Annotated in this window: 25 protein-coding genes; 11 read left to right on the top strand and 14 right to left on the bottom strand. The window is 46.2% G+C overall.

Annotated elements, in window-relative coordinates:
* Positions 1 to 445: 445 nt before the first annotated feature.
* The 4 genes from ACYQ0C_RS02295 to ACYQ0C_RS02280 form a co-directional block, all read right to left on the bottom strand.
* Complete coding sequence (locus tag ACYQ0C_RS02295; protein WP_016275433.1) at positions 446 to 1,456, bottom strand: GNAT family N-acetyltransferase; 1,011 nt, start codon at positions 1,454 to 1,456, stop codon at positions 446 to 448.
* A complete protein-coding gene (locus ACYQ0C_RS02290; protein WP_016275432.1) occupies positions 1,440 to 2,342 on the bottom strand; it encodes a DUF2156 domain-containing protein in 903 nt (300 codons plus the stop codon). The genes ACYQ0C_RS02295 and ACYQ0C_RS02290 overlap by 17 nt, the downstream gene beginning before the upstream one ends.
* Before the next feature lie 147 nt (positions 2,343 to 2,489).
* Positions 2,490 to 3,185 carry an LrgB family protein gene (locus tag ACYQ0C_RS02285; protein WP_016275431.1) on the bottom strand — a complete coding sequence of 232 codons (696 nt, stop codon included), beginning with the start codon at positions 3,183 to 3,185 and terminating at the stop codon, positions 2,490 to 2,492.
* A complete protein-coding gene (locus ACYQ0C_RS02280; RefSeq protein ID WP_016275430.1) occupies positions 3,166 to 3,519 on the bottom strand; it encodes a CidA/LrgA family protein in 354 nt (117 codons plus the stop codon). Before ACYQ0C_RS02280 ends, ACYQ0C_RS02285 begins: the two co-directional genes overlap by 20 nt.
* Positions 3,520 to 3,720: 201 nt before the next feature.
* Here ACYQ0C_RS02280 and pta point away from each other — a divergent pair, with 201 nt between their 5' ends.
* Both pta and ACYQ0C_RS02270 read left to right on the top strand, forming a co-directional pair.
* The gene (pta, locus tag ACYQ0C_RS02275; protein WP_016275429.1) at positions 3,721 to 4,734 is read left to right on the top strand and encodes a phosphate acetyltransferase; all 1,014 of its coding nucleotides are present in this window, start codon (positions 3,721 to 3,723) and stop codon (positions 4,732 to 4,734) included.
* Positions 4,735 to 4,758: 24 nt separating this feature from the next.
* Positions 4,759 to 5,955, top strand: a complete 1,197-nt coding sequence (locus ACYQ0C_RS02270) for an acetate kinase (RefSeq protein WP_016275428.1) — start codon at positions 4,759 to 4,761, stop codon at positions 5,953 to 5,955.
* 500 nt (positions 5,956 to 6,455) lie between these two features.
* Here the strand turns inward: ACYQ0C_RS02270 and ACYQ0C_RS02265 are convergent, their stop codons facing one another.
* The 5 genes from ACYQ0C_RS02265 to efp form a co-directional block, all read right to left on the bottom strand.
* Entirely contained in the window at positions 6,456 to 7,223 is a 768-nt protein-coding gene (locus ACYQ0C_RS02265; RefSeq protein ID WP_016275427.1) for a UDP-2,3-diacylglucosamine diphosphatase, read from the bottom strand.
* Positions 7,224 to 7,332: 109 nt separating this feature from the next.
* Complete coding sequence (locus ACYQ0C_RS02260; RefSeq protein ID WP_016275426.1) at positions 7,333 to 7,653, bottom strand: iron-sulfur cluster assembly protein; 321 nt, start codon at positions 7,651 to 7,653, stop codon at positions 7,333 to 7,335.
* Positions 7,654 to 7,689: 36 nt separating this feature from the next.
* A complete protein-coding gene (gene radC, locus ACYQ0C_RS02255; RefSeq protein WP_025018317.1) occupies positions 7,690 to 8,379 on the bottom strand; it encodes a RadC family protein in 690 nt (229 codons plus the stop codon).
* Between the two features lie 71 nt (positions 8,380 to 8,450).
* On the bottom strand, positions 8,451 to 9,440 hold the full coding sequence (locus ACYQ0C_RS02250; protein ID WP_016275424.1) for a glycosyltransferase family 2 protein: 990 nt from the start codon (positions 9,438 to 9,440) through the stop codon (positions 8,451 to 8,453).
* Between the two features lie 101 nt (positions 9,441 to 9,541).
* A complete protein-coding gene (gene efp, locus ACYQ0C_RS02245) occupies positions 9,542 to 10,108 on the bottom strand; it encodes an elongation factor P (protein WP_005840678.1) in 567 nt (188 codons plus the stop codon).
* A 202-nt stretch (positions 10,109 to 10,310) separates the two neighbouring features.
* On the opposite strand from efp, the gene rpmH reads away from it, so the two are divergent.
* A complete protein-coding gene (gene rpmH, locus ACYQ0C_RS02240; protein ID WP_005840676.1) occupies positions 10,311 to 10,466 on the top strand; it encodes a 50S ribosomal protein L34 in 156 nt (51 codons plus the stop codon).
* 198 nt (positions 10,467 to 10,664) lie between these two features.
* On the opposite strand, the gene ACYQ0C_RS02235 is transcribed toward rpmH, so the two are convergent.
* Together ACYQ0C_RS02235 and ACYQ0C_RS02230 are read right to left on the bottom strand one after the other, a co-directional pair.
* Positions 10,665 to 11,900, bottom strand: a complete 1,236-nt coding sequence (locus ACYQ0C_RS02235; RefSeq protein WP_016275423.1) for an anaerobic sulfatase-maturation protein — start codon at positions 11,898 to 11,900, stop codon at positions 10,665 to 10,667.
* Between the two features lie 118 nt (positions 11,901 to 12,018).
* Positions 12,019 to 13,878, bottom strand: a complete 1,860-nt coding sequence (locus ACYQ0C_RS02230) for an alpha-L-fucosidase (RefSeq protein ID WP_016275422.1) — start codon at positions 13,876 to 13,878, stop codon at positions 12,019 to 12,021.
* A 290-nt stretch (positions 13,879 to 14,168) separates the two neighbouring features.
* Between ACYQ0C_RS02230 and ACYQ0C_RS02225 the strand changes: the two genes are divergently transcribed.
* Together ACYQ0C_RS02225 and rbp are read left to right on the top strand one after the other, a co-directional pair.
* Complete coding sequence (locus tag ACYQ0C_RS02225) at positions 14,169 to 15,554, top strand: GDSL-type esterase/lipase family protein (RefSeq protein ID WP_016275421.1); 1,386 nt, start codon at positions 14,169 to 14,171, stop codon at positions 15,552 to 15,554.
* A gap of 258 nt (positions 15,555 to 15,812) precedes the next feature.
* Positions 15,813 to 16,058 carry an RNA-binding regulator gene (gene rbp, locus ACYQ0C_RS02220; protein WP_016275420.1) on the top strand — a complete coding sequence of 82 codons (246 nt, stop codon included), beginning with the start codon at positions 15,813 to 15,815 and terminating at the stop codon, positions 16,056 to 16,058.
* Positions 16,059 to 16,160: 102 nt separating this feature from the next.
* Here rbp and ACYQ0C_RS02215 read toward each other — a convergent pair whose 3' ends face one another.
* Positions 16,161 to 17,507: a threonine/serine exporter family protein gene (locus ACYQ0C_RS02215; protein WP_016275419.1), complete on the bottom strand. Its 1,347-nt coding sequence runs from the start codon at positions 17,505 to 17,507 to the stop codon at positions 16,161 to 16,163.
* Between the two features lie 148 nt (positions 17,508 to 17,655).
* Between ACYQ0C_RS02215 and ACYQ0C_RS02210 the strand changes: the two genes are divergently transcribed.
* Genes ACYQ0C_RS02210 through ACYQ0C_RS02185 form a run of 6 tightly spaced genes read left to right on the top strand, consistent with a single transcriptional unit; the run spans position 17,656 to position 22,683 of the window.
* Complete coding sequence (locus ACYQ0C_RS02210) at positions 17,656 to 18,297, top strand: PASTA domain-containing protein (RefSeq protein WP_016275418.1); 642 nt, start codon at positions 17,656 to 17,658, stop codon at positions 18,295 to 18,297.
* 18 nt (positions 18,298 to 18,315) lie between these two features.
* Positions 18,316 to 19,389: an RluA family pseudouridine synthase gene (locus tag ACYQ0C_RS02205; protein ID WP_016275417.1), complete on the top strand. Its 1,074-nt coding sequence runs from the start codon at positions 18,316 to 18,318 to the stop codon at positions 19,387 to 19,389.
* Complete coding sequence (locus ACYQ0C_RS02200; protein ID WP_016275416.1) at positions 19,386 to 20,360, top strand: D-alanine--D-alanine ligase; 975 nt, start codon at positions 19,386 to 19,388, stop codon at positions 20,358 to 20,360. Before ACYQ0C_RS02205 ends, ACYQ0C_RS02200 begins: the two co-directional genes overlap by 4 nt.
* Positions 20,361 to 20,388: 28 nt before the next feature.
* The gene (locus tag ACYQ0C_RS02195) at positions 20,389 to 21,546 is read left to right on the top strand and encodes a 1-acyl-sn-glycerol-3-phosphate acyltransferase (RefSeq protein ID WP_016275415.1); all 1,158 of its coding nucleotides are present in this window, start codon (positions 20,389 to 20,391) and stop codon (positions 21,544 to 21,546) included.
* 58 nt (positions 21,547 to 21,604) lie between these two features.
* Positions 21,605 to 22,255 (top strand): NigD1/NigD2 family lipoprotein, encoded by a 651-nt coding sequence (locus ACYQ0C_RS02190; protein WP_025077023.1) that lies wholly within the window; start codon positions 21,605 to 21,607, stop codon positions 22,253 to 22,255.
* A 29-nt stretch (positions 22,256 to 22,284) separates the two neighbouring features.
* Positions 22,285 to 22,683 (top strand): rhodanese-like domain-containing protein, encoded by a 399-nt coding sequence (locus ACYQ0C_RS02185; protein WP_005845993.1) that lies wholly within the window; start codon positions 22,285 to 22,287, stop codon positions 22,681 to 22,683.
* A gap of 510 nt (positions 22,684 to 23,193) precedes the next feature.
* On the opposite strand, the gene ACYQ0C_RS02180 is transcribed toward ACYQ0C_RS02185, so the two are convergent.
* Together ACYQ0C_RS02180 and ACYQ0C_RS02175 are read right to left on the bottom strand one after the other, a co-directional pair.
* Positions 23,194 to 24,159, bottom strand: a complete 966-nt coding sequence (locus tag ACYQ0C_RS02180; protein ID WP_016275412.1) for a Rossmann-fold NAD(P)-binding domain-containing protein — start codon at positions 24,157 to 24,159, stop codon at positions 23,194 to 23,196.
* 19 nt (positions 24,160 to 24,178) lie between these two features.
* Complete coding sequence (locus ACYQ0C_RS02175) at positions 24,179 to 25,432, bottom strand: glutamate-5-semialdehyde dehydrogenase (protein ID WP_016275411.1); 1,254 nt, start codon at positions 25,430 to 25,432, stop codon at positions 24,179 to 24,181.
* Positions 25,433 to 25,457 lie beyond the last annotated feature (25 nt).

The following is a 25,457-nucleotide window of genomic DNA, read 5'->3' as shown; positions in this document are numbered from 1 at the left end:
ATATGAATAAAGATTGCTCCAACTCCACAGAAGAAGCCTGTTCAAACCCATAATTATTTTACAGAAAAAATGAGATAGGCCCGACGGACACTATCCGAAGTGTATGAAACGTTAAAAACGGATAAGTACCGGAGCGTCTGGAATAAACAGTACCCGTCAATTCCAGCTGACGCTGTTAAAATACAGTTCTTACATCTTCTCTTTTGTGTGTGCAAAGTTGCGAAGTATTTATAACCTGCACAATCCCCACTAATGGTGATTTTTAAGGCTGAGGGAGGAAGAAATTCCATCAGGAGAGTAACCCCCAAACCATACATGCGCCTCTGCGCATACATACGCGTAAATTCATCATACCTACTTATGGGCACATCCGCTCTTCACGATACTGAAAAAGCGGCCCAAGTTTTTCATCATAAAGACAAGGAAACGACTGATATGCTACCAATCAATTCAGCATCAGGCTCATATACGGTTGCTCCGCTTCCAGCAGCAGCCGGGCAACACGGTCTAATGTACAGGACTGGTATTCCTTTCCGTACATTCTTTCGCGAAGGCAGATTCCATCCTTCACCGTATAATACCCGTTGTTCTCAGGAATCACCTCATCCCCCTCAACAAACAGATAGAGTTCCAAGGCCGGATATCGACGGGCAAAGAGCCTCAACATCTTCTCCGCGCAAATGACCCTTGCCATTCCCAAGAATAAGGGATGACCAGAAGAAGGGACTAAACATTCCATCGCCTGTACCTTATATATATAGGCAGCGTCGTACAATAAAGCATCACGCACCGCATCCGTATCCGCCAGCAATTCCTTTATATACAATGTACCACCATCCATTACCGTAAATGCCATTCCCACCATTTCATCCGCTTCCCGGGCAATCAGCAACTTGCCATTGCCCAGATTCAAATCGGCCATAACGACTAAAAAATCCTCGTGGGAATGCAGGATGCAACTCCTGCGTCCGCGCATACGGGAATCAAAATAATGATAATGCTCCGCACCGGGAGACTCGCATACCTCCACCCGACAACCGGCCGAAGGGTGTAATCCGTCCCTCCGAACCTGTTCCACCGCATACCCGAAAGCAGGAGTGTATCCCGACTTGGCATAGTATCCGAACAACCATTCCTCGGCAGGAATCAGCGAGGCCAATAAAATCCCTTCCTCATACATGCGCCGGTGCGTTTCTTTCAGCAAACGCCTCATGGCTCCATGCTCCCTGTAATCAGGATGCGTGCAAGCGCCCGAGATATACGAAGTGGGAATCACCCCGCCACAGAAAGTCATGGGATAAGGTATCGTCTGTAATGCGGAAACAATCTTTCCGTCTTCACGAACCACTCTGTTAATTTCATCCTTATATCTCATCTTGAAATACAAGTCGGTAAACTCATCGCTATCAGTAAAGCAGAGTTTCCATAATGCTTTCACTTCATTCTTTGTGGTCATTGAATTCCGCTATACATTTTTCAAGTAAAATAACGGGCTGGTAAGAAAGCTTCGCCTTGCGCAAGCCTTCCAGACCGAGATCCTCCTCACGGTTTACATATATATATTGTTCGGCGATATGATTCGCATATTCATAGTTAATCATGGCATACGACCCTTCTATCTCCGTATCCGCCTTTTCCACACAAGTATCCCACGTTTCATGATTGATGGGAGCACCGTATGTGAAAGCGGCAATCTTTCCGTTGACATGAAGCACGCCTCCCGTCAGTCCCAACGCCTCCAGGTTGTTCAAAGCGTATGTCATGGATTTGCGTTCCGCCCCCAATGCCAATTGTTCCTCGCAGTTATTGGCGCGGCACCATTCTTCTTCCAGCTTCAGACATTCGGGAACCAATCCGGGAGTCAAGGGCTTGTATTCATAATCAGGATACTGTTTCTTGAACTTGTTGATGTGATTACGTTTGGCCTGAAACCGCTTCCCTTTCAAGGTTGCCAGGTCAGTACGCAGGTAGATGTAATCAAAGTAATCCCGGTCTTCCGTAAAAGTAAAGCGTCCGGGCATCGCTGCCTCTATATCCGCTTTCGTGCCCACGCACACTCCCAGCATACGCAGTTTCGCTCCCATTTCTTCCGCATCCTCTATCAACGCTTCGAGAACAGGTTTCACATCTCCTGTCCCGACGGGCATCATGTAGGCCAATTCTTCTCCCGCATAGAAACGCAGCAGCAGGTAATTGTCCATCACGGCATATTTAGTCTGATACAGGAAGAGCCAGCTACACAAGTTGGCAAAGGACAAGTCGCAATTACGACGCTGGCTGTTCAGGGTAAAGGACTGTATCAAGTCTTTATCCGCTAAAGTTATATCTTTAAATTCTATCATAAAATATGGGTTGCTTGTTTCCTCACCACAAATCACAGCATCTTCATTTCATTCAGAGCGACCAATGACCATACCCGTTGAAGGCATAACCGATCCTCCACAATCTGTGATGAATTTCTATATATAACAAAGATAACAGCTTTTTTGTTAAATCACACCTAATAATCTAAGAATTGTCGGTGTGAAGACAGCCGTCATGATTCCGTTCAAAGTCAAGCCCAGACTGGCATACGCTCCATATTTACCACTGATCTCCATTGCTGTAGAAGTACCGACCGCATGAGTAGCCGTCCCCATAGAAAGCCCTTGCGCAATAGGACTCCCCACATGACCTACCCGGAGTACCTTGAAACCGAACACCGCCCCGAACAGCCCCACCACTACCACAACAGCGGCCGTCAAAGAGGGAATACCTCCGGTGGCTTTCGACACCTCCATAGCAATAGGGGTCGTCACAGATTTAGGGGCCAATGAACAAATAATATCCGGAGTGGCTCCCAACAACCGGGCAATGACCACCACAGCGACCAATCCCACCAGACACCCCGCCAACTGCGAAATGACAATAGGAAGCAACTGTTTCTTTATCATCTCCAGCTGCAAGTAAAGCGGTACGCCCAATGCCACCACCGCCGGTTTCAGCCAGAATTCAATCAGGTGGCCTCCTTCATTATATGTTTCATAACTGATGCCGGTGAACTTTAAAAACAGAATCAACACGGCAATGGTAAGCAGAATGGGGTTTAACACCACCCATCCTGTCTTTTTCTGCAAGACACGTGACAAAAAAAACACCCCGAAGGTGAGTGCCAGCAAAAAGAACTTATTTTCTAAATATTCCATTTGATTTTCTAACTAATTGATGAACCCATCCTGTAACGACCAGTACCAGAACCGTACTGACCACCGTCGCAATTACTATCGGCCAGAACTGTGCCTTGATGATATCAAAATAAAGCATCAGCGCCACACCGGGCGGCACAAAGAAAAAGCCCAGATTAGCAACCAGGAAATCGGACAGTCCCTGCACCCATTGCAGTTTTATCCAACCCAACTTAAGAAAAAGGGTGAGCGACAGCATTCCTATAATGCTGGACGGCAGCTTGATACCCGTCAAAAAAACAATCAGTTCACCCAAAGCCAAACAGCCAAATAATATGGCACATTGACGAATCATACCTTATTAATTTATTAAAACTTATTGAAAACTGCGCAAAGTTAAGGAAACATCCCGTTTAGTGTTCAATAACATACATTTTTAGCATACTTTAAACCAAAAATAATATTGATTTTGCAATGTAGATATTGCAAAATTAGCTAATTTTGCATCGTGAAAAACAACACTCGTCTTTAGAACGTACATAATTAATATATTATCATGGATTTAATTTCTGAAATCGTTGAGCGCGCGAAAGCAAACAAACAGCGCATTGTTCTTCCGGAAGGAACAGAAGAACGTACATTAAAAGCTGCCAACCAAATATTGACAGACGGTGTTGCCGACCTTATTTTATTGGGAAACCCCGATGAAATCATGAGTCTGGCCAAACAATGGGGATTGGGAAACATCGGCAAAGCCACTATTATCGATCCCACAGACCACCCGAAGAAGGAAGAGTATGCACAATTACTGTGCGAACTCCGTAAGAAAAAAGGTATGACTATCGAAGAGGCTCGCAAACTGGTTATCGATCCGCTGTACTTGGGATGCCTTATCATCAAGGCAGGTGATGCTGACGGACAATTGGCCGGCGCACGCAACACCACAGGCAATGTACTTCGTCCTGCTTTGCAGATTATCAAGACTACTCCGGGTATCACTTGTGTGTCTGGCGCCATGCTGCTGCTTACTCATGCTCCCGAATACGGAAACAATGGTGTAATCGTGATGGGTGACGTTGCGGTAACTCCGATGCCGGATGCCAACCAATTGGCTCAGATTGCTGTTTGTACCGCTCAAACCGCCAAGGCTGTTGCCGGAATTGATCCTCGTGTAGCTATGCTGAGTTTCTCAACCAAAGGTTCTGCCAAACATGAAGTGGTAGACAAGGTAGTGGAAGCTTTAGCAATCGCCAAGGAGCTGGCTCCCGATTTGAAGATTGATGGTGAGTTACAGGCCGACGCTGCTTTGGTGCCGCACATCGGTGCAAGCAAAGCTCCGGGCTCAGAAATTGCAGGCAAGGCAAACGTACTGGTTGTTCCTTGTCTGGAAGTAGGTAATATCTCTTATAAATTGGTAGAACGTCTGGGACACGCTACCGCTATCGGCCCCATCCTGCAAGGTATCGCCCGCCCGGTGAATGACCTGTCACGCGGTTGCTCTATCGATGATGTTTACAAGATGATTGCCATTACTGCCAATCAGGCAATTGCCGCTAAAGAAAACAAATAATCATCCTCCAAAAACAACAACATCATGAAAATATTAGTGCTCAATTGCGGTAGTTCTTCTATCAAATACAAATTATTTGACATGACTACCAAAGAAGTCCTGGCACAGGGCGGTATCGAGAAAATTGGCCTGGTAGGCTCTTTCCTGAAACTGACTTTGCCCAACGGCGAGAAGAAAATACTGGAAAAAGACATTCCCGAACATACTGCGGGTATCGAATTCATTCTGAACACATTGGTAAGCCCGGAATATGGTGCCATCAAGTCATTGGATGAAATCAATGCTGTAGGTCACCGCATGGTACATGGCGGAGAACGTTTCAGCGAATCCGTACTGCTGAACAAAGAAGTGCTGGACGCTTTCATCGCTTGTAATGATTTGGCTCCGCTTCACAATCCGGCCAACTTGAAAGGTGTGAATGCTGTTTCCGCTATTCTGCCCAATGTTCCCCAAGTAGGAGTGTTTGATACGGCATTCCACCAGACTATGCCCGATTATGCATATATGTATGCCATTCCATACGAACTGTATGAAAAATATGGTGTGCGCCGTTATGGCTTCCACGGAACTTCTCACCGCTATGTTTCACAGCGTGTATGCGAGTTCCTGGGTGTTGATCCGAAAGGAAAGAAAATTATCACTTGCCACATTGGCAACGGTGGTTCCATCTCGGCTATCAAAGACGGCAAATGCATGGACACCAGCATGGGACTCACTCCGCTGGAAGGTCTTGTAATGGGTACCCGTAGCGGTGACATCGATGCAGGTGCCGTTACTTTCATCATGGAAAAAGAAGGGTTGACTCCGACCGGAGTTTCCAACTTGCTGAACAAAAAGAGTGGTGTCTTGGGTGTTTCGGGCGTATCCAGCGATATGCGCGAACTGGAAGCCGCTGTTGCTGCCGGAAATCCGAAAGCCATCCTAGCTGAAAAGATGTATTTCTATCGCATCAAGAAATATATCGGTGCATACGCTGCCGCTTTAGGTGGAGTAGATATTATTCTGTTCACTGGTGGAGTAGGCGAAAACCAAATAAACTGCCGTTCCGAAGTTTGTGAAGGTCTGGAATTCATGGGTGTGAAGATTGACCTTGAAAAGAACAAAGTTCGTGGAGAAGAGGCTGTTATCTCTGCTGACGACTCCAAAGTGACAGTAGCTGTCATCCCGACTGACGAAGAGTTGATGATTGCCAGCGACACTTTGGCTATTCTGAATAAATAATTTTATTGTTTGGTTAAATATAAACTATAGAAGGCTGCTATGCGTGATGCATAGCAGCCTTCTTTTACATCTTCTCTCTAACTTTATTATTCCCCATCCGGTCCAAATTATAAGACAGTTCTCCACCTTAGAACTGAACTAGATTTTTTTCATAATATATTTAAAGATTAAGTTCAAACAATAGGGAAACACATCGCTACTTCCAATAAATGCTCTTATTTACCTCCTCTAAAAATAGATATAACTAATTTCCTAAACCTATCTTTTAGAACTATCTTCACCACAAAAATAGAAAATTTCATTTAATTATTCCATATTTATAGAAATATTTTTCTAATTATTTTCTAATTCATAAAAATAACAAGTAACAAAAGGCTTATACATAAAAAAGAAGTCAGGGCGAAAAGGCATAGACAACTCACTTCAGACTTTCGAGAACAAAAGTCCAACTGAATCATCCAATCATTTGTTATAGAAACTGGAGAATAAGAATCTGTCAATCAGGAATATTGACTTTCCCCCTCGACATATTGCTCAAGGAACATATTTTCACCATCGAATACGGCATAGGAAAAATCTTGTATCCAGTCGCCAAGAATCAACATACGCGAAGTGCGGCTCAGCATCAAGTCGAGCATAATGTGGCGGTGGCCGTAAATAAAATAATTGATATCCGGATGGTCTTTAAGATAATTCTTCGTAAACAGCACCAGCGGTTCCTTATCCTCTCCCATATACTCGGGCTCCTTGCCACCTTCACGCTTCAGACGGCTATGCTTGGCCCATTCCAAGCCGAGCTCCATGCTCCAACGGGGATGTATGGTAGAAAACAACGTTTGCAAAGTGGTACTATGAAACATGGCGCGCAGCAACTTGAACTTGGCATCTTTATCCCCCAAGCCGTCACCATGCGCCAGAAAGAACTCCTTTCCATAGATCTCACAGGTCAACGGCTGGCGATGAATGGTTACTCCACACTCTTTTTCCAAGTAATCACCACACCATATATCATGGTTGCCGATAAAGAAATGCACCTCCACTCCCAAATCGGTCAACTCGGAAATCTTTCCCAAAAAACGGGTATAACCTTTGGGAACCACCAATTTGAACTCATACCAGAAATCAAATATATCCCCCAACAGATACACTGCTGCAGCATTATGTTTTATACTCTCCAGGAAGTTCACCAAACGACGTTCCTGAGTTCGCCCGTGTGCTATGGCACGAGAACCCAAATGTGCATCGGAAAGGAAATATACGTTCTTCATAATCTTATCAAATTAAAACATAAAAGCTGAGAAGTAAAAAAGAAGATCTTAGTACATAAACTCTTGATCCGGTCCATGCTTTATCTTTCATTCTTCAATTCCCAATTTATTAAAGGAATCCCAGTTCCAGTTTGGCCTCCTCACTCATCATATCTTTATCCCATTCGGGTTCAAACACCAAGTTCACGACTGATGAAGTAACTCCTTCCACCGAATCAACCTTCTGACGGACATCCTCCATAATAAAATCAGCAGCCGGACAGTTGGGAGCAGTCAGTGTCATATCCAACACCACTTCCCCATTGTCTTGCAAATCAATCTTATATATCAAGCCTAAATCATATATATTCACCGGAATCTCGGGATCATATACGGTTTTCAACATAGCTATAATTCTCTCTTCTATTTTTAAGCGGGTATCTACATCCATATCTCTCGTTGTTTTAATTGCAAATTTAATGATTTTCTACATTCTTCCTTCATCGGCATAGCTATAAAATTTGCCATCCGTTAAAATAACATGATCTATCAGTCTTATGTTCATCACTTTTGCCGCTTTGCCAAGATGCTCCGTCAACCGGTCATCCTCTATACTGGGACGCATACCGCCGGAAGGGTGGTTGTGACAAAGCGCCATGGCAACGGCCCGTTTCAGCAATGCCTCCCTCAAGACACAACGGACATCCACCGCTGTAGAGGCCAGCCCTCCGGAACTTATCTTTATACGGTCAATTACTTTGGAAGCCTGGTTCAGCAACAGCACCCAAAATTCCTCTGTAGGCAAATCACACATCAGCGGATAGAAATATTGATAGACATCACGAGAACTGAGAATTGTTTTCCGCTCCTTCACCTCCTCTTCCTTACGACGTTTTCCCAGTTCGGAAGCCGCTAAAATGGAGATTGCTTTAGCAGGACCTATCCCCTTGTAATGACATAACTCATCTACAGTGGTTTTACCCAATTCATTCAAACTATTATGATAGTCACTCAGCACTTTACGCATCAGCTCCACAGCAGAGTCTTCCGTATTTCCCGAGCCTATCAAAATAGCAAGCAACTCGGCATCCGAAAGGGTGCCCACCCCATGCAATATCATCTTTTCACGAGGGCGATCTTCTTCCGCCCACTGATTTATGGTAAGTTTTTCTGCCATTTTCTTTATTTTCCCCACCATAAAAGTATATTAAAAGTCCATTGCTTCCGACACCTTTCCATGATGAAATTCTATTTATAAAAATTCTTCTCAAATGCGGCAAACTCGTCTTTCCCCAGCACACAGCGTTTCCACCAGGCACGCAGGAAACCCGTTCCATAACCTGTCAACTGAATGAAAGAAGCGACAATGGATAACAATCCTATTTTCAAGCTTTTATTCCTCCATGTGGAATCTATGCAGATGACGAGGGCGAAAAGCAGCAGCAACGACAAACTCCAGCCGCAAACCAATGAGCACAACAACAGGAACACGATTCCTAAAGTAAAGACAGCCGGTAATAAATGTACTATTTTCAATGATTCGGGATACTTTTTATACAGATTGATGCGGGCTATGCCCGAATTGTGCACCTGTTTGAAAAACTTCTTCAAGTCGGTACGGCGTTTGTGCCACACCCATGCTTCGGGAAACAGCCGGCAAGCATAGCCACCTTGAAAGATACGGATACTGAAATCAATATCTTCTCCAAAGCGCATCTTCGAAAAACCTCCCAACGCTTTATACACCTCAGCCCGCACACCCATGTTAAAGCTACGGGGATAGAATTTATCCATCTTCTTCTTCCCCCCACGAATACCTCCGGTAGTAAAGAATGAAGTCATGGCATAATTTATCGCTTTCTGTATATCGGTAAACGAAGCATGAGCACGATCGGGACCACCGAAAGCGTCCGTCTTCTGCCGTTGAAGCTCCGACTCGACGGCAGCCAAATATCCTTCAGGTAAAATACAGTCGGAATCTAATATAACAAGATATTCTCCATGGCTCTGTTCCGCTCCATAATTACGAGTCTGGCCAGGGCCGGAGTTTGGTTTGGAATGATAATGTACATCCAGGCGACCGGCATATCCGTCCACAACTTCCTTACAGGGAACGGACGAACCATCCTCCACCACCATGACTTCAAAGTCCTTATTTGTCTGCCTAGTAAGGCTGTCCAACAGTTCATCCACCTCATCGGGACGATTATAAACCGGTATAATAAATGAATATTTCATCGCTATATTTTGAATTTATCCATCACAGAGAAGCACAAAGGAACATAAAAAAGGCGGAGCTTGCAACAAGTTCCGCCTTTTTATATGAATATATAAATAGATTATGCTTTCACACGACCTACGTATGAACCGTCGCGAGTATCGATTTCAATCGTTTCCCCTTCATTGATAAACAAAGGAACACGCACTGTAGCACCCGATTCCACTGTAGCAGGCTTCAGCGTGTTAGTAGCCGTATCACCCTTCAGACCCGGTTCGGTATAAGTAATCTTCATTTGCACTTTTACCGGAACGTCAGCAAACAACACAGTTTCCGTAGAGGCGTCAGAAACCACATCCACCACCATTCCTTCCAACAGGAAATCCACTCCGTTGATCAAGTCATGAGCGATAGGAATCTGGTCGAACGTTTCCTGATTCATGAAAATATAGTCTGCACCTTCCATGTACAAATATTGATGCGGACGACGTTCCACACGTACATCTTCCAGTTTTTCACCGATGTTGAAACGACGTTCCAAAACGTAACCATTAACCACATCTTTCAACTTAGTACGCATGAATGTGTTACCTTTTCCCGGTTTTACATGCAGGAAGTCGATACAGAAATACAATTTGCCGTCCATACGGATAGCTGTTCCGATTTTAATGTCTTGAGCATTAATCATACTTTTCTTTGCTTATATTTGATTATTATTTCAGATTATATTCACTCACGGTGGTGATTTCGGATGCAAAAGTAATGTAAATCAAGAAAAAACGCAAAAAGAAATCACTAAAAATGAGTTATCTCTTTGTTTATTTCAAAAAAGTCACTAATTTTGCAGCCCGTTACTAATGGTGAATAATAACATAAAATAAGTATATACAATGAAAAGAACGTTCCAACCCTCTAACAGAAAGAGAAAAAACAAACACGGATTCCGTGAAAGAATGGCAACAGCTAACGGCCGTCGCGTATTGGCCAGCCGTCGTGCAAAAGGTCGTAAGAAATTAACTGTATCTGATGAATACAACGGAAAATAATTCATCTGACCGGAAAAAATAAAAGGAGTGGAGTCACAAAGACTTTACTCCTTTTATTTTTCCAAACAGCCGGACAACCCTAAAAAAGTAACCTAACTTAAATAGCCAAGTAACTTAACTTAAATGACCAAGTAACCTAACTTAAATGGCCAAGTAAGTTAACTTCATCGCCCCACGCAGCCGGCTTACTGAAACATTCTATTTATCTCTCCTTTCTCTCGCCCACTCCATCACATTAGCCGGAGCACGTTCCGCCAGATATTCCTTCTTCATAAAATCCATATAAGGTGCCACATGATCAAAGAACTGATAATATCCCTTGCACAAGTAATTCAACCCCGGTTCACCGTCCTCGCTTAACACAAAACGGTTCTTCGGGCATTCCCCATGACAGGCAAACTCGTAGGGACAATTCAGGCATTGCTGCGGCAGGCTGTTGTGCTTCATCGCCCCAAAAGCCTCCTGCTCCTTACCATACATCATCTCCACTAAAGTCTTCTGATAAATGTTTCCCAATTTATATTCCGGAAAAACAAAATGGTCGCAAGAATACACATCACCGTTGAATTCCATCACGGCTGCATGTCCGCAATATTTAGCCAATGAACAAACACCCGGCTGCTGTCCCACCCAATTAGCCAAAGTGGAATCGAACAACTGGATGTAATAATTACCCACATCATTCAACACCCATTCATCGAAGATGGTGCAAAGAAAATTCCCCCACTGCTCAGGAGTAACGGAGAAAGGAGCCAGTTCACCGTCTTTCTGCTTTAATGAAGAAAGTTGCAGACCGTCCGCACGATTAGACAGCCGCTCCACAATGGGAGTAAACTGTATATAATGGCAATCAAGCTCATCACGGAAGAAACGATAAAAATCCAACGGATAATCCGCATTGTAGTCATTGACCACCGCCATGGCATTCCATTCCACCCCATGCTTTTTCAGCAGGCCAATGCCTTTCATTACTTTATAGAAAGAAGGTTGCCCCATCTTGTTTTTCCGGTATTCATCATGAAACTCCTGAGGTCCGTCTATGGAAACGCCCACCAAGAAATTATTCTCACGGAAAAACTCACACCACTCATCCGTCAGCAGTGTACCATTGGTCTGGATGCAGTTGTCAATGGTTCTGCCACCCGCATATTTTTTCTGAAGTTCCAAAGCCTTTTTGTAGAAAGCCAAGGGGCGCATCAATGTTTCCCCCCCATGCCAGGTAAACAGGACTTGCGGCATGGTTTGCGACTGAATATATTCTTTTATGAATTTCTCCAGCAGCTCATCGCTCATCACATGACGCGGCTGTCCTTCATACAACTTGGATTTTTCCAGATAATAACAATAGTCGCACGCCAGATTACAGACGGCGCCAACAGGTTTGGTCATTATATATAGCGGCTTTGCAAAAGGAGTTATAGTTGCTTCTTTCATTATATTCTTCACTGTTTTAATATTAGCAGAATCAAAGATAAACCTATTTTTCTTAATAAGAAAGAAGAGTCGCATCTTCTATTCTCAAACACGACTCTTTCCCTTTATCACCCGAAAATTATTTCAGCAGCACCCCTACTTCACCAACAGCAGTTACCGCCTTATTATTTATTTCGGCCACGGGCTCCAGTTTGAAGTAACGGGCCGGATAAACCTTTCCGAAACGAACGAAATAAGGAACAGGATTGTGCATGATATTGCTGAATTCGCCTGTGGTATCACACTTCGTCCAATCCTTGCCATCCCGGCTGACATAGAAATTATACTTATAAATAGTTCCGGTCAGGTCTTCTCCCTGTGCAGGAGCATAACTGAAACCGGCTATTTCAACGTCCTTGCCCATATCAACCACCAAGGAAGTCAAGGCATCGGTTCTCCACACCGTCTCCTGCTTTCCGTCAATGGCTGCGGCAGCATCCATCCCCACAGTCTTCCAGCCATCCACCGGCACATCGCTCAAGGACACTTTCATTGTTTTGTCAACCAAGGGTTCGGCATAATACAAGCCGACGTTACTGATATTGACAATTCCGCGGGCACCAGTGATGGTTACTCTGACCTTTTCCGCGTGAATGTCCGAAAAAGGCAACAAACGTTTGTATCCCACTGTAGTCCCCCGGCCTACATGATGCCATGCGCCATTGGTGAAAACTTCTACCGTAAAGCCTTCCACACGCTGGCCTTTGGTGATATCCTCCTGAATCAAGAAGGTATTAACCAGTGCATTCTTCTTTACCTTATATTCTTTCGTATCTCCTACCCTGGCTGTCCATGTCCTGTTTCCCTTCTCAATCTTATTATCGGCAAAGGTCTTCTTTATATATTCCGCCAGTTCCTTGATACGTCTCACATCATTCTCATGCATCAAACCGCGCTTGTCGGGCGGGATATTCAGCAGCAAAACCGAATTACAGCCTACAGAACGATAGTAAATATTCACCAGATTGGCAAGTGAACGGACCTGATTGTCCTGTTCGGCATGATAGAACCATCCCGGACGGATAGAGACATCAACTTCAGAAGGATACCAGAACAAATCCGATGCTTTAGACACCAGCTCACGGCTTCCCAGATCCTTGGACATGGCATTTATGCCCAACTTCTTATAGACTTCATCGGAACCCGGATAAGAATTAGGCATCAAAGCCGTGGCGCTCCATTCCGTGGTACGTCCCAGTCCGCCTTCGTTGCCTACCCAACGCACATCATCCCCCATGATGGCGGTAACCGCGTCAGGTTGCAAACGGTGAATTGTTTTCAAGATGGCATTCCAGTCGTATATCTGCTTTTTTCCGTTAGGACCTTCACCGTTGGCTCCGTCAAACCATACCTCGTGCACCTCTCCATAGTTGGTGAGCAGTTCGGTAAGCTGTTCTATAAAGAATTTATTGTAGGCTTCTCCCTGCCCATAACATTCAGCATTACGGTCCCATGGAGAAAGATAAACTCCGAATTTCAGTCCATACTTGTCACAGGCTTGGCGAAGTTCCCGCACCACATCCCCTTTGCCGTTCTTCCATGGAGAAGAAGCAACGGAATGTTTGGTTGTCCTAGTAGGCCACAGGCAGAAACCGTCGTGATGCTTGGCGGTGATGATAGCCATTTTAAATCCGCCCTCTTTTAAAGCGCGTACCCATTGTTCACAGTCCAGTTCCGTAGGGTTGAAGACAGCAGGGTCCTCCTTACCGTCCCCCCATTCACGGCCTGTAAAGGTATTGATACCGAAATGAAGGAAACAGGTGAACTCCATTTGTTGCCACGCCAGCTGTTGCGGTGTAGGTACCAAACGGGAAGCCATGTCTATTTTCTGCTCTGTAGCCGCTCCTGCCGGAAAGGCTACATGTTTTTCATAAAACTCCTGTGCCCGTGTTCCCACAAAAGCACAAAGAAAGGCTGCGGTTAGAATCTTTTTTCTCATTTTTCTTTATTAGAAGGTTATTTCAATGGACGAATCATAAACTAAAAGGTATACTTTACCACCTCTTTATCAGAAGTCTTGGCAAATGTAGCTTTTTGAATCATATTATCCAAGCCTTCCGTCCTCCAAACTCCGGTTCCTCCTTTTTTTCTCTGCCGGCATTCCCGTAACAGGACGTAAAGGTCGGGAATCACAGGAAAAGCCATTTCACCATGCGCTCTGCCGGATATTCATAAAAATGATATATCTTTGTATCTACAAATGATTTTTCATCCATTAATCAATATATTATGAAACTAAAACTTTCCACTTTAACCATCCTGCTGTTCTTCTTATCAGCATGTTTTCCTTTGGCCGCCCAAAAGGCTCCCCAACCGTTTGATATCGACAACCCTTCGCTCCGCGTCTTTCTTCCGGCTCCCGAACTGGCGACAGGACGCGCCATAGTAGCCTGTCCGGGGGGCGGATATGGCGGACTGGCTGTCAACCACGAAGGTTATGACTGGGCACCTTACTTCAACAAACAAGGCATAGCGCTGATTGTACTGAAATACCGGATGCCTCACGGAGACCGCACACTCCCCATCTCGGACGCCGAGGCTGCCATGAAAATGGTACGCGACAGCGCCGGTGTATGGAACCTGAATCCATACGACATAGGGATAATGGGATCCTCCGCCGGAGGCCATCTGGCTTCCACCATCGCCACACATACCCGCCCCGAGCTTCGTCCCGATTTTCAAATCCTGTTCTATCCTGTCATCACCATGGATAAATCCTATACTCACATGGGATCTCACGACAATCTTCTGGGTAAAGACGCTTCCGGCGAACTGGAAACAGCATTCTCCAACGAAAAACAAGTGACTAAAGAAACTCCCCGCGCCTTTATCGCCTACAGTGATGACGACAAGACAGTTCCTCCCGCCAACGGAGTGAATTACTACCTGAGCCTGCACAAAAATCACGTGCCTGCCGTACTCCATATTTATGCAAGCGGCGGACATGGCTGGGGCATCCGTGAAAACTTCATTTACAAGAATGAAATGTTGAACGATCTGTCCGCCTGGCTGCGCAGTTTCAAAGCTCCCCGTAAAGACGCTATCCGTGTAGCTTGTGTAGGCAACAGCATTACTTACGGAGCAAGAATCAAAAACCGGAGCCACGACAGCTATCCTTCCGTTCTAGGACGCTTGCTGGGTGACAGATACTGGGTGAAGAACTTCGGAGTCAGCGCACGGACCATGCTGAATAAAGGTGACCGCCCTTACATGAAAGAGCAAGCTTACCAACAAGCGTTGGCATTCAACCCCAATATCGTTATCATCAAACTGGGAACCAATGACAGCAAGTCATTCAACTGGGTACATAAAGCAGATTTCATGAAAGATACCCAAGCCATGATTGATGCCTTTAAAGCTCTCCCTTCACAACCTAAAATTTATCTGTGCTATCCTTCAAAGGCCTATCAGACCGGAGAAAGTATTAATGACGACATTATCTCGAAAGAAATTATTCCGATGATAAAGAAAACAGCCAGGAAAAACGGTCTGCCTGTTATTGACCTCCATAGTGCGATGGACGGAATGCCGGAATTGTTCCCCGACCACATCCACCCCAATGAAGAGGGAGCGAAGGTGATGGCAAGAGCTGTTTATGACGCTATAACAGACTGAAAGCATTGACAGGCATGGAAGTTATGTTAATTTCCGGCCATTTATAATAATAAATGATATATAATATGGAATAAAGGCAGAGATATAGCGCATTATCCAAATGAAAGAGTTTACTTTGTCCGACAAACAATTAGAGATTTATTCTAGTTTTATTCTCATCATGTATCTCCTCAGTTATCCACATTGAGTATATTCATTCCTGATTTAGAGCTTCTTGAGATTTCGTTGTTGAATTATTAATTTTTTATATTGACAGTTATGAATATGTATGTTGGAAACCTTAGCTACAACGTTAAGGAAGCAGATTTGAGAGAAGTTATGGAAGAGTATGGAACAGTAGGCTCAGTCAAATTAATCATTGACCGTGATACAAGAAGATCAAAAGGTTTCGCCTTTGTAGAAATGCCGGAAACTTCCGAAGCCGCAAACGCTATCAAACAATTGAACGGTACAGAATATGCCGGTCGTCCAATGGTAGTGAAAGAAGCCTTACCTAGAAATTAATAGAGTAAACTTGATAGACAAAGAAAAAGGATTCTCCGATCATCGGAAAATCCTTTTTCTTTGTCTATCAAGTTTTAATGAATACCCCTTCGCAAATAAATACTACCACTCAATAAATTTACCGCGGGCCCTGCGTTCCGCCAACATCTGCGTAAGGAAACGCTGACGGTCCTTGGCTATGTAACGCCGGGCAAAGATATTAGGGACAGCCACCCCCAAGGCAATACAGAAAATGATAAGTGCCGAGTTGATGCCATTGGAGAAAGCAAGTGTCACCTCCCCCACCACTCCACGCATATTGATAAGCGCCAGCAGCGAACGGTACATCAAGACACCGGGCACCATAGGGATAACCGACGGGATGGTCAGCACATGATTGGGGACATGAAACCAGTGAACAGCCTTTACCGCTATCAAGCTCACGACAAAGCTCCCCATAAACGAACCGATGACCGGACCGTAACCTAATTCAAAATTCACAAAGTTACGGGTACATACCGCAATAACCCCACCGGCAGCCACCACCCACAACAACCGTTTCTGCACATTAAATATAGTGGCGAATCCCATAGCCGCAATAGCAGCCGCGACAGCATACACCCAGTAAGTATCGTGCGGCACCATACTCAACTCGCTGAATTTCTGGTCGATAGTGACATCATTCATCACCAGCAGCCTCATGGCAAAAGCGATGCCGAACGCCATTCCTCCCACCATCATCATGGTATTGGCAGCACGCGTAATGCCTACCAGCAAATGATTGTCAATCATATCATCCACAAAATTTATCAGCGGCACACCGGGAACAATATACAAAGCACACGCCAGCAGCGGATGATAGGGAGTGGAAGACCATCCCGAGAAAGAAAACGCATAAGCCAGGCAAGTGCATAAAAACGCGGAGATGGCAATACTCATATATACATTGATGCCGAACTCGATGCAGCGGGCGCGGGTGCGGAAACCCACGAAAGTACAAATAGCTGTTATCAGAAAAGCAATCCAGTCACCCCCAAACAGTTTGCAGAACCCGCCACAGGCAAACCCGGTGCAGACAGCTACAATATAAGGTGTATAATTACGCTTCTGACGAGCAATTCTCTCAAGCTCCTCCTCGTATTTGTCCAATGAATAATCCTGCTCTATGGCACGCCACGAAAGTTTGCTGATTTTTGAAATGGTCTCCATATTTATGCCATGGTTCTCACACTTCTGGAACTTGGAAAAAGAATGTCTCTCGTCACTCACATTCACCATCAGCATAGTCCACCGGATATCAATGTGCAGTTTCTCTTCGGGAATGCCCAGATAAGCGGCCACACGCTTCATGTTCCGCTCAATGCGGTTGGTGTCCGCCGCACTTTCCATGAGCATTTTGCCTGTACGTAATAAAAGGTCTAGTTTACGGCGCAATAACAGCACCTCTTCCTCGTTTGTTGTCTCGTTCATATTCTTCTTTGCTCCATTTTGTTTAGTCTGATAAGGAAATAGGTTATTTTAGCGGGGCAAAGGTACTAAAAGTATATGATATTCATCTTGAAATATAGGAATAGAAATGATTTTATCGTATCTTTGACCCGAAATAATTAAGTTAGATATGGTAACATTCAAAGAATTCTTTTCATTCAAGAATAACCGCTTCTTCTGGCTCAATCTGATAGCGATGGTAGTGGTCATTGTGGCGGCAGCCTGGGGAACCCTTCAATGGCTGGACAGTTATACACGCCACGGTGAGGCTGTGGTAGTGCCCGATGTAAAAGGAATGAACCTGCGCGCCGCGGAAAACGAACTCGGCAAGCAGTCACTGAAATCAATCGTCATAGACTCCAGCTATGTAAAAGGAATAGCCCCCGGCGCCATTCTGGAACAGAACCCTTCCGGCGGCTCCAAGGTAAAGTCGGGCAGAACCGTCTATCTGACCGTCAATGCGGACAGCGCCCCCAAGGTAGCCATCCCCGATATCATGGACAACAGCTCGCTCCGCCAGGCTGAAGCCAAATTACGTGCGTTGGGTTTCAAAGTGACCGAACCCGAATACATCAGCGGCGAAAAAGACTGGGTGTACAGCATTAAATACCGTGGACGCGACCTGAAAGCCGGAGAAAAGATCCCCTACGAGGCCGTACTGACCCTCATGGTGGGCAACGGTAATGAAACCATGCCCGAAGACTCGACGCTGGTGGACGAATCCGGTACCGTGAGCGATGACAAACCGATGATAGACGAATCCTGGTTTTAAACTTAACACCCCGTGATGATGACAGAAGAATATGTGGATGAACTGGATGACGCACTGGATGATGTGGAACCGGTAGTGGAGAACCCCTCCGAACTATATGAGCATTTCCGTGTAGTGGTAGATAAAGGGCAGTCGCAAGTACGTGTGGACAAATATTTGTTCGAGCGGCTGGTCAACTCCTCGCGCAACCGCATCCAGAAGGCTGCCGACGCCGGCCTCATCATGGCGAACGGCAAACCGGTGAAAAGCAGTTATAAAGTAAAACCTTGCGACGTGCTGACGGTGATGATGGACCGCCCGCGTTACGACAATGATATTATCCCCGAGGACATTCCGCTGGATATCGTCTATGAGGACAACGAGTTGATGGTAGTCAACAAACCGGCGGGTCTGGTCGTGCATCCGGGATGCGGAAACTACCACGGCACACTGGTCAACGCCATAGCATGGCATCTGAAAGACAACCCCAGCTACGACCCTAACGATCCGCAAGTGGGATTGGTCCACCGTATAGACAAAGACACCTCGGGCCTGCTCGTGGTAGCCAAGACCCCCGATGCCAAAACCCATCTGGGGCTTCAGTTCTACAACAAGACCACCCGGCGTAAATACAACGCCCTGGTATGGGGTGTCGTGGAGAATAACGAAGGAACCATAGAAGGGAATATAGGACGCAACCCCAGAGACCGCATGCAGATGGCCGTACTGAGCGACCCCGCCCAAGGAAAGCATGCCGTCACCCACTACCGGGTACTGGAGCGTCTGGGCTATGTCACCCTGGTAGAGTGCGTGCTCGAGACCGGACGCACCCACCAGATACGTGTCCACATGAAGCACATCGGGCACACACTGTTCAACGATGAGCGTTATGGTGGAAACGAAATCTTAAAAGGAACTCATTTTAGTAAATACAAACAATTCGTAAACAACTGTTTCGAGACCTGCCCCCGCCAGGCACTACACGCCATGACGCTGGGCTTTGTCCACCCCCGTACAGGCGAGGAGATGTTCTTCACCTCCCCGCTGCCCGAGGATATGACAAACCTGATAGACAAGTGGAGAAACTATATCAGTAACAGAGAAGAACTATGAAACGTACTATTGCCATTGTAGCCGGAGGAGACTCCAGCGAACTTGTCGTTTCCCTACGCAGCGCACAGGGACTTTACTCTTTCATTGACAAAGAGCGTTATAACTTATATATAGTAGAGATGGAAGGCCACCGCTGGGAAGTAGTCCTTCCGGACGGCACCAAAACACCGATAGACCGTAACGACTTCAGCTTCATGGAGAACGGCGAAAAGAGACAATTCGACTTCGCCTACATCACCATCCACGGCACTCCGGGGGAAAATGGTATCCTGCAAGGTTACTTCGACCTGCTGGGCATCCCCTACTCCAGCTGCAACGTACTGGTATCGGCCATGACTTTCAATAAATTCACCTGCAACCAATACCTGAAAGGCTTCGGCATCCGCGTAGCCGAATCGATGATCCTGCGCAAAGGATTTGAAATCACAGACGAAGAAGTGATCAGCAAAATCGGCCTGCCCTGTTTCATCAAGCCCAACGCCGGCGGTTCCAGTTTCGGTGTCACCAAAGTAAAGACGAAGGAAGATATACAGCCCGCCATCGAAAAAGCTTTCAAGGAAAGTGACGAAGTAATGATTGAAGCCTTTATGAAAGGAACGGAAATCACCTGCGGATGCTACAAGACCTCGGACAAGGAAGTGGTATTCCCCATCACCGAGGTGGTGAGCGCCAACGAATTCTTTGACTATGGCGCCAAATACAACGGCGAGTCACAGGAAATCACCCCAGCCCGTCTGCCCGAAGATACGGCCGAACGTGTACGCCTGCTCACCTCGGCCATCTATGACATTCTGGGATGCTCCGGCCTTATCCGCATCGACTATATCATTACCGAAGACGAAAAAGTGAACCTGCTCGAAATCAACACCACCCCGGGCATGACAGCTACCAGCTTCATCCCCCAACAGGTACGTGCCGCAGGCCTGGATATAAAGGATGTGATGACTGACATTATAGAAAATAAATTTTAGTGATATCACTAACTAACCCTTATAAATTATGAACATACCAGCTGAATTTAACGAGATTCGTCCGTACACTCCCGAAGAGTTGCCGCAAATCTATGAAGAATTAATCGCTGACCCCGCTTTCCGGACAGTGGTAGAGTCTGTTATGCCAGGCGTGCCTTTCGAAGGCCTTGCCATGAAGATGCGTCAATGCAAAACCAATCTGGAGTTCCAAAAAGCGTTCTTTTACGGACTATTATGGGATTTAGTGAAGAAAACAGCCAACGGACTGACTTTCGACTGCTCCGCCTTGCCCGACTTAACCCGAAACTACACTTTCATCTCCAATCATCGTGATATTATTCTGGACTCGGCTTTCCTGTCTATCCTATTGATAGACAAAGAAATGACCACCGTAGAAATCGCCATCGGCGACAACCTGCTCATCTACCCATGGATTCATAAGCTGGTACGTGTCAATAAATCATTCATCGTGAAACGCGGCCTCAACATGCGGCAAAAACTGGAAGCATCCGCCCTGATGTCGCGCTACATGCACTTCGCCATGAAGGAAAAACATGAGAATCTATGGATAGCCCAACGCCAGGGGCGCGCCAAAGATTCCAACGACCGCACCCAGGACAGTGTATTGAAAATGATGGCCATGGCAGGTGAAGGCGATATCATCGAAAGACTGAAAGAACTGAACATCGTCCCGCTCGCCATCTCGTACGAATACGATCCGTGTGACTTCTTGAAAGCAAAAGAGTTGCAACAGAAACGGGATGACGAACACTTCCAGAAAACTCCCGAAGACGACCTGATCAATATGCAGACCGGTCTTTACGGATACAAAGGACGCATCCATTTCCAGACTTCCGCCTGTCTGAATCATGAACTGGACGAGCTGAAGAAACTCAATCTGCCTAAATGTGAATTGTTTACCGCCATCTCGGAAACCATCGACCGGCATATACACAGCAGTTACCGCCTGTTTGCCGGTAATTATGTGGCACGTGACCTCCTGATGGGAGACAACCGTTTCACGGCCGAGTACACAGAAGAAGAAAAAGCGCATTTTGAGAACTACGTGGAACAGCAGATCGCCAAGGTCGATCTTCCCGGCAAAGACACCACTTTCCTGCGTCATGCTTTGCTGACCATGTATGCCAATCCGCTCATCAATTACTTGAAAGCGGCCAAAGGATAAGCACGTTTACCGTAAAGGGTGGATGCTACCGTCCACCCTGAAAAAGAAAGTTATGAACATGAGGAAAATCGTTATTCTATCTTTTCTGGCTTCTTTGCTGCTCGGCGCGTGCGGTGAGGATGACTATGTATATCCCAATGTCCTGACAGACATGATCGACTTGAAAACCGACCATACAGGAACCGGACGATATCTGATAACGGACGAAGGAACAGAGTGGCGCATCCAGTCACGCACCGGTCTTGACGGACTGGCGCCGGACACCACGTATCGCACGGTGACCATGTACGCCCCACTGACCGGTCCGGAGGAAACAGAAAAAGAAGCCATGCTTTACAACACCCAGCTGGTTATTTCTCCAGTACCCTTGCCTGAGTCAAAATTCAAGGAGATAAAGACCGACCCGGTGGCCATTCAAAGCATCTGGCGCGGCGGTGATTACCTGAACCTGATTCTGCAAGTCAAAGTCAAGGACCAGCGGCACAGCTATCATTTTATTGAGAACAAGCTGGAGAGCAAAGACGGAGAGCAAACTTTACACCTTACACTCTACCATGACAGGAACAATGACATTGAAGGCTTCAACCGTAAAGTCTATCTGTCCGTTCCCCTATGGGCATACGCCGGCAAGCTGCATCCAGGCGATAAGATTGTATTCAACATCCATACTTATAAAGAAGGTATGACCAGCCGCATCTTTTATTTTTAAGAAACCAGAACATCAAAACATTCCATTTTATGATAAAGACCATCTATTTCGTATTCTTCATCTGCGCATTCTCACTAGGATTATGGGCATGTACCGGCAAAGACAGTGACAAATTCAAGAACCTTTCCTCCGACCAGTTCGAGGAAATGATACAGGACAAGACCATCCAGCTGGTGGATGTACGCACAGTGGCCGAGTATTCCGAGGGTCATATACCGGGCAGCATCAATATCAATGTACTGGACAATGAGTTTGGTACAAACATCGAGGAGCTTCTTCAAAAAGACCGTCCCGTAGCCGTTTACTGCAAAAGTGGAAGACGCAGCCGCAACGCCGCCAACATATTGGTAAAAAAAGGATTCAAGGTGTATAATCTGGATAAGGGCATCCTGGACTGGAAGGAATTAGGGAAGGAAATAAGTTTTTAACCGTTTTTTCCTTCAAATCCTTCATAATAGCGTAATTCACTCATTTACAAGCAGATATTATGAAGGATTCCTCTTCCAATCCTTCATAAATCCTTCATTTCCGGGTAAGCGTCTCGTAAGCGTCTCCGCGATTCTATATAGTTTGCTAAAATAAAAAGGCTAATGCTCCCTTTTTATCCATTAGCCTTTTTCCATCTGTCAGGAAGCAGTTCCGTAAGCGTCTCCGTAAGTTTGTCCCAGCCGCCCCCGCCCGGTCTTCAGTTTCCGAAGTGATTCTTTCTCTTGAATGGCAATCCGGCCACACACTGTCTTATATATAGTCAAGCCAAGGATACACACAGTTTTTTGTCCGATAGAAATCATTGCGCTACCCTTTTCTGTTTATCGTTTCACCTTAGTGATGAAGTTTTATCACTAAGGTGATTAGTTTTCATCACATGGGTGATACGGTTTCATCACATAGGTGAAACGATAAATTGAAAAGGAAGAATACATCATTCCGACCGCCGGTTATTCCAACCCTTCCAGCATTCTCTTTAAAACAACCGTAGCAGAGATCTCCCGGTTGGCCGCTTCAGGAATAACCAACGAAGTAGGAGCTTCAATCACCTCATCGGTCACAATCATGTTTCTTCTCACCGGCAGACAATGCATAAAGAAAGCATCGTTTGTCACTGCCATGTGCGCCGCATCTACCGTCCAGCTCATATCCTTGCTCAAGATCTTTCCATAGTCGGCAGGACAAGTGACACCGGGACATGCCCAGTTCTTGGCATAGATAAAGTCAGCCCCTTCAAAGGCTTTCAGCTGGTTGTATTCCACCTTCGCGCCACGGACAAACTTCGGGTCCAGCTCATAGCCTTCGGGGTGAGTGATGACAAAATCCACATCGGCCTCGTTCATCCAGTCGGCAAACGAGTTAGGTACGGCCTGAGGCAATGCACGCGGGTGTGGCGCCCAAGTCAATACCACTTTGGGACGTTCTTTCTTTTTATACTCCTCAATGGTAATCAAATCGGCAAAGGCCTGCAACGGATGACCGGTGGCAGCCTCCATGGAAAATACAGGCTTGCCGGAATATTTGATGAACTGATTCAGAATCTTTTCGGTATAATCGTCCTCGCGGTTCTCAAAATGAGCGAACGAACGCACACCGATGATATCACAATAAGAAGCCATGACCGGAATAGCCTCCAGCAAGTGCTCACTCTTGTCGCCATCCATAATGACCCCGCGCTCGGTCTCCAGCTTCCATGCGCCCTGGTTCACATCGAGCACAATCACATCCATGCCCAAGTTACGGGCTGCTTTCTGGGTGCTGAGACGGGTACGCAGACTGTTGTTGAAGAAAATCAGCAGACAAGTCTTATGCTTTCCCAAGGTTTCATACTTGTAGCGGTCTTTCTTTATTTCGAACGCTTCGGCAAGGGCACTCCTCAAGTCGCCCAAATCATGTACGTTTGTAAAGTATCTCATAATCCTTTCATTTATAATATTATTGTCTTATTTGTCCATCGCCCTGAATAATCCACTTGTATGTGTTCAGTTCCTCCAGCCCCATCGGGCCACGGGCGTGAAGCTTCTGCGTGCTGATGCCAATCTCCGCTCCCAGTCCGAACTCGCCGCCATCGGTAAACGAGGTGGGCACATTCACATAGACACAAGCCGCATCTACCGCCTTCATAAAATAACCGGCCGCCCAGTCATTCTCCGTCACAATACATTCACTATGCCCCGAACCATAGATAGAAATGTGGGCCACAGCCGACTGTATGGTCATCGTCGACGTCACCGCCATCTTATAGTCCAGAAACTCCGTTCCGAAAGTATCCGTAGAAGCATGTTTCAGCAAGTGGGGAGGATAAGAGGTTTTCAGATAATTGTAACACAAATCATCGGCATAGATTTCCACGTTGTCCTGCTGCAAGCCGCTGCAAAGAGTGGAAAGATCGGTGAGCCGGTTCACATCTACTATCAGACAGTCCAAGGCATTGCATACACTGACACGGCGTGTCTTGGCATTGCGGATTATGGCAGCTCCTTTCGCCACATCACCGTCCTTGTCAAAATAAACGTGACACACACCGGCCCCTGTCTCGATGACGGGAATCGTGGCGTTCTGCCGCACATAGTCTATCAGCCCCTTGCCGCCCCGGGGAATAATCAGATCCACATAGCCGCGGGCATGGAGCAGCGCGTCGGCCGAATCATGCCCGGCCGGCAACAATGCCACCAGATAAGGAGACAGGTGGGCTACATCCAGCAACGTATTCCGGATAATCTCCACCAGGATACGGTTGGAGCAATCGGCATCGCTTCCCCCCTTTAAGATACAGGCATTGCCGGATTTGAAACAAAGCGCAAACACATCCAGAGTCACATTGGGACGAGCCTCATAAATGATGCCTATCACTCCGAAAGGCACACTCACCTTGGTCAGCTTCATGCCATTGGGGCGCACGGTCTCACTCAGTACCCTGCCCGAGGGAGAAGGCAGCGCGGCTACCTGGCGTATGCCTGCGGCTATGGTGCGAATACGTTCCGCCGTCAGTTTCAGACGGTCATATTTGGGGTTGGAAGGATCCATCGCCGCCAGATCTTTGGCGTTCTCTTCCAGAATCCGGTCTGTAGCCGCCTCCACTCTGTCGGCCAAGGCAGACAAGGTGTCATTGATGATCTCCTCCTTGCAGAAAGCAAGAGATCCTTTTGCCTGCTTTGCCTGTTTTAAAATATTCTCAATCTGTTCCATTGTCATTTCATTTTATCTACATCAT

The organism is Phocaeicola sartorii JCM 17136 = DSM 21941, from assembly GCF_054653615.1.
This window is presented reverse-complemented; position numbering and strand designations above follow the sequence as displayed.

Bases quoted from the DNA above. Each gene is read 5' to 3' on its own strand.
- ACYQ0C_RS02295 (WP_016275433.1), bottom strand. From the start codon at position 1,456: ATGACCACAAAGAATGAAGTGAAAGCATTATGGAAACTCTGCTTTACT.
- ACYQ0C_RS02290 (WP_016275432.1), bottom strand. From the start codon at position 2,342: ATGATAGAATTTAAAGATATAACTTTAGCGGATAAAGACTTGATACAG.
- ACYQ0C_RS02285 (WP_016275431.1), bottom strand. From the start codon at position 3,185: ATGGAATATTTAGAAAATAAGTTCTTTTTGCTGGCACTCACCTTCGGG.
- ACYQ0C_RS02280 (WP_016275430.1), bottom strand. From the start codon at position 3,519: ATGATTCGTCAATGTGCCATATTATTTGGCTGTTTGGCTTTGGGTGAA.
- pta (WP_016275429.1), top strand. From the start codon at position 3,721: ATGGATTTAATTTCTGAAATCGTTGAGCGCGCGAAAGCAAACAAACAG.
- ACYQ0C_RS02270 (WP_016275428.1), top strand. From the start codon at position 4,759: ATGAAAATATTAGTGCTCAATTGCGGTAGTTCTTCTATCAAATACAAA.
- ACYQ0C_RS02265 (WP_016275427.1), bottom strand. From the start codon at position 7,223: ATGAAGAACGTATATTTCCTTTCCGATGCACATTTGGGTTCTCGTGCC.
- ACYQ0C_RS02260 (WP_016275426.1), bottom strand. From the start codon at position 7,653: ATGGATGTAGATACCCGCTTAAAAATAGAAGAGAGAATTATAGCTATG.
- radC (WP_025018317.1), bottom strand. From the start codon at position 8,379: ATGGCAGAAAAACTTACCATAAATCAGTGGGCGGAAGAAGATCGCCCT.
- ACYQ0C_RS02250 (WP_016275424.1), bottom strand. From the start codon at position 9,440: ATGAAATATTCATTTATTATACCGGTTTATAATCGTCCCGATGAGGTG.
- efp (WP_005840678.1), bottom strand. From the start codon at position 10,108: ATGATTAATGCTCAAGACATTAAAATCGGAACAGCTATCCGTATGGAC.
- rpmH (WP_005840676.1), top strand. From the start codon at position 10,311: ATGAAAAGAACGTTCCAACCCTCTAACAGAAAGAGAAAAAACAAACAC.
- ACYQ0C_RS02235 (WP_016275423.1), bottom strand. From the start codon at position 11,900: ATGAAAGAAGCAACTATAACTCCTTTTGCAAAGCCGCTATATATAATG.
- ACYQ0C_RS02230 (WP_016275422.1), bottom strand. From the start codon at position 13,878: ATGAGAAAAAAGATTCTAACCGCAGCCTTTCTTTGTGCTTTTGTGGGA.
- ACYQ0C_RS02225 (WP_016275421.1), top strand. From the start codon at position 14,169: ATGAAACTAAAACTTTCCACTTTAACCATCCTGCTGTTCTTCTTATCA.
- rbp (WP_016275420.1), top strand. From the start codon at position 15,813: ATGAATATGTATGTTGGAAACCTTAGCTACAACGTTAAGGAAGCAGAT.
- ACYQ0C_RS02215 (WP_016275419.1), bottom strand. From the start codon at position 17,507: ATGAACGAGACAACAAACGAGGAAGAGGTGCTGTTATTGCGCCGTAAA.
- ACYQ0C_RS02210 (WP_016275418.1), top strand. From the start codon at position 17,656: ATGGTAACATTCAAAGAATTCTTTTCATTCAAGAATAACCGCTTCTTC.
- ACYQ0C_RS02205 (WP_016275417.1), top strand. From the start codon at position 18,316: ATGACAGAAGAATATGTGGATGAACTGGATGACGCACTGGATGATGTG.
- ACYQ0C_RS02200 (WP_016275416.1), top strand. From the start codon at position 19,386: ATGAAACGTACTATTGCCATTGTAGCCGGAGGAGACTCCAGCGAACTT.
- ACYQ0C_RS02195 (WP_016275415.1), top strand. From the start codon at position 20,389: ATGAACATACCAGCTGAATTTAACGAGATTCGTCCGTACACTCCCGAA.
- ACYQ0C_RS02190 (WP_025077023.1), top strand. From the start codon at position 21,605: ATGAGGAAAATCGTTATTCTATCTTTTCTGGCTTCTTTGCTGCTCGGC.
- ACYQ0C_RS02185 (WP_005845993.1), top strand. From the start codon at position 22,285: ATGATAAAGACCATCTATTTCGTATTCTTCATCTGCGCATTCTCACTA.
- ACYQ0C_RS02180 (WP_016275412.1), bottom strand. From the start codon at position 24,159: ATGAGATACTTTACAAACGTACATGATTTGGGCGACTTGAGGAGTGCC.
- ACYQ0C_RS02175 (WP_016275411.1), bottom strand. From the start codon at position 25,432: ATGGAACAGATTGAGAATATTTTAAAACAGGCAAAGCAGGCAAAAGGA.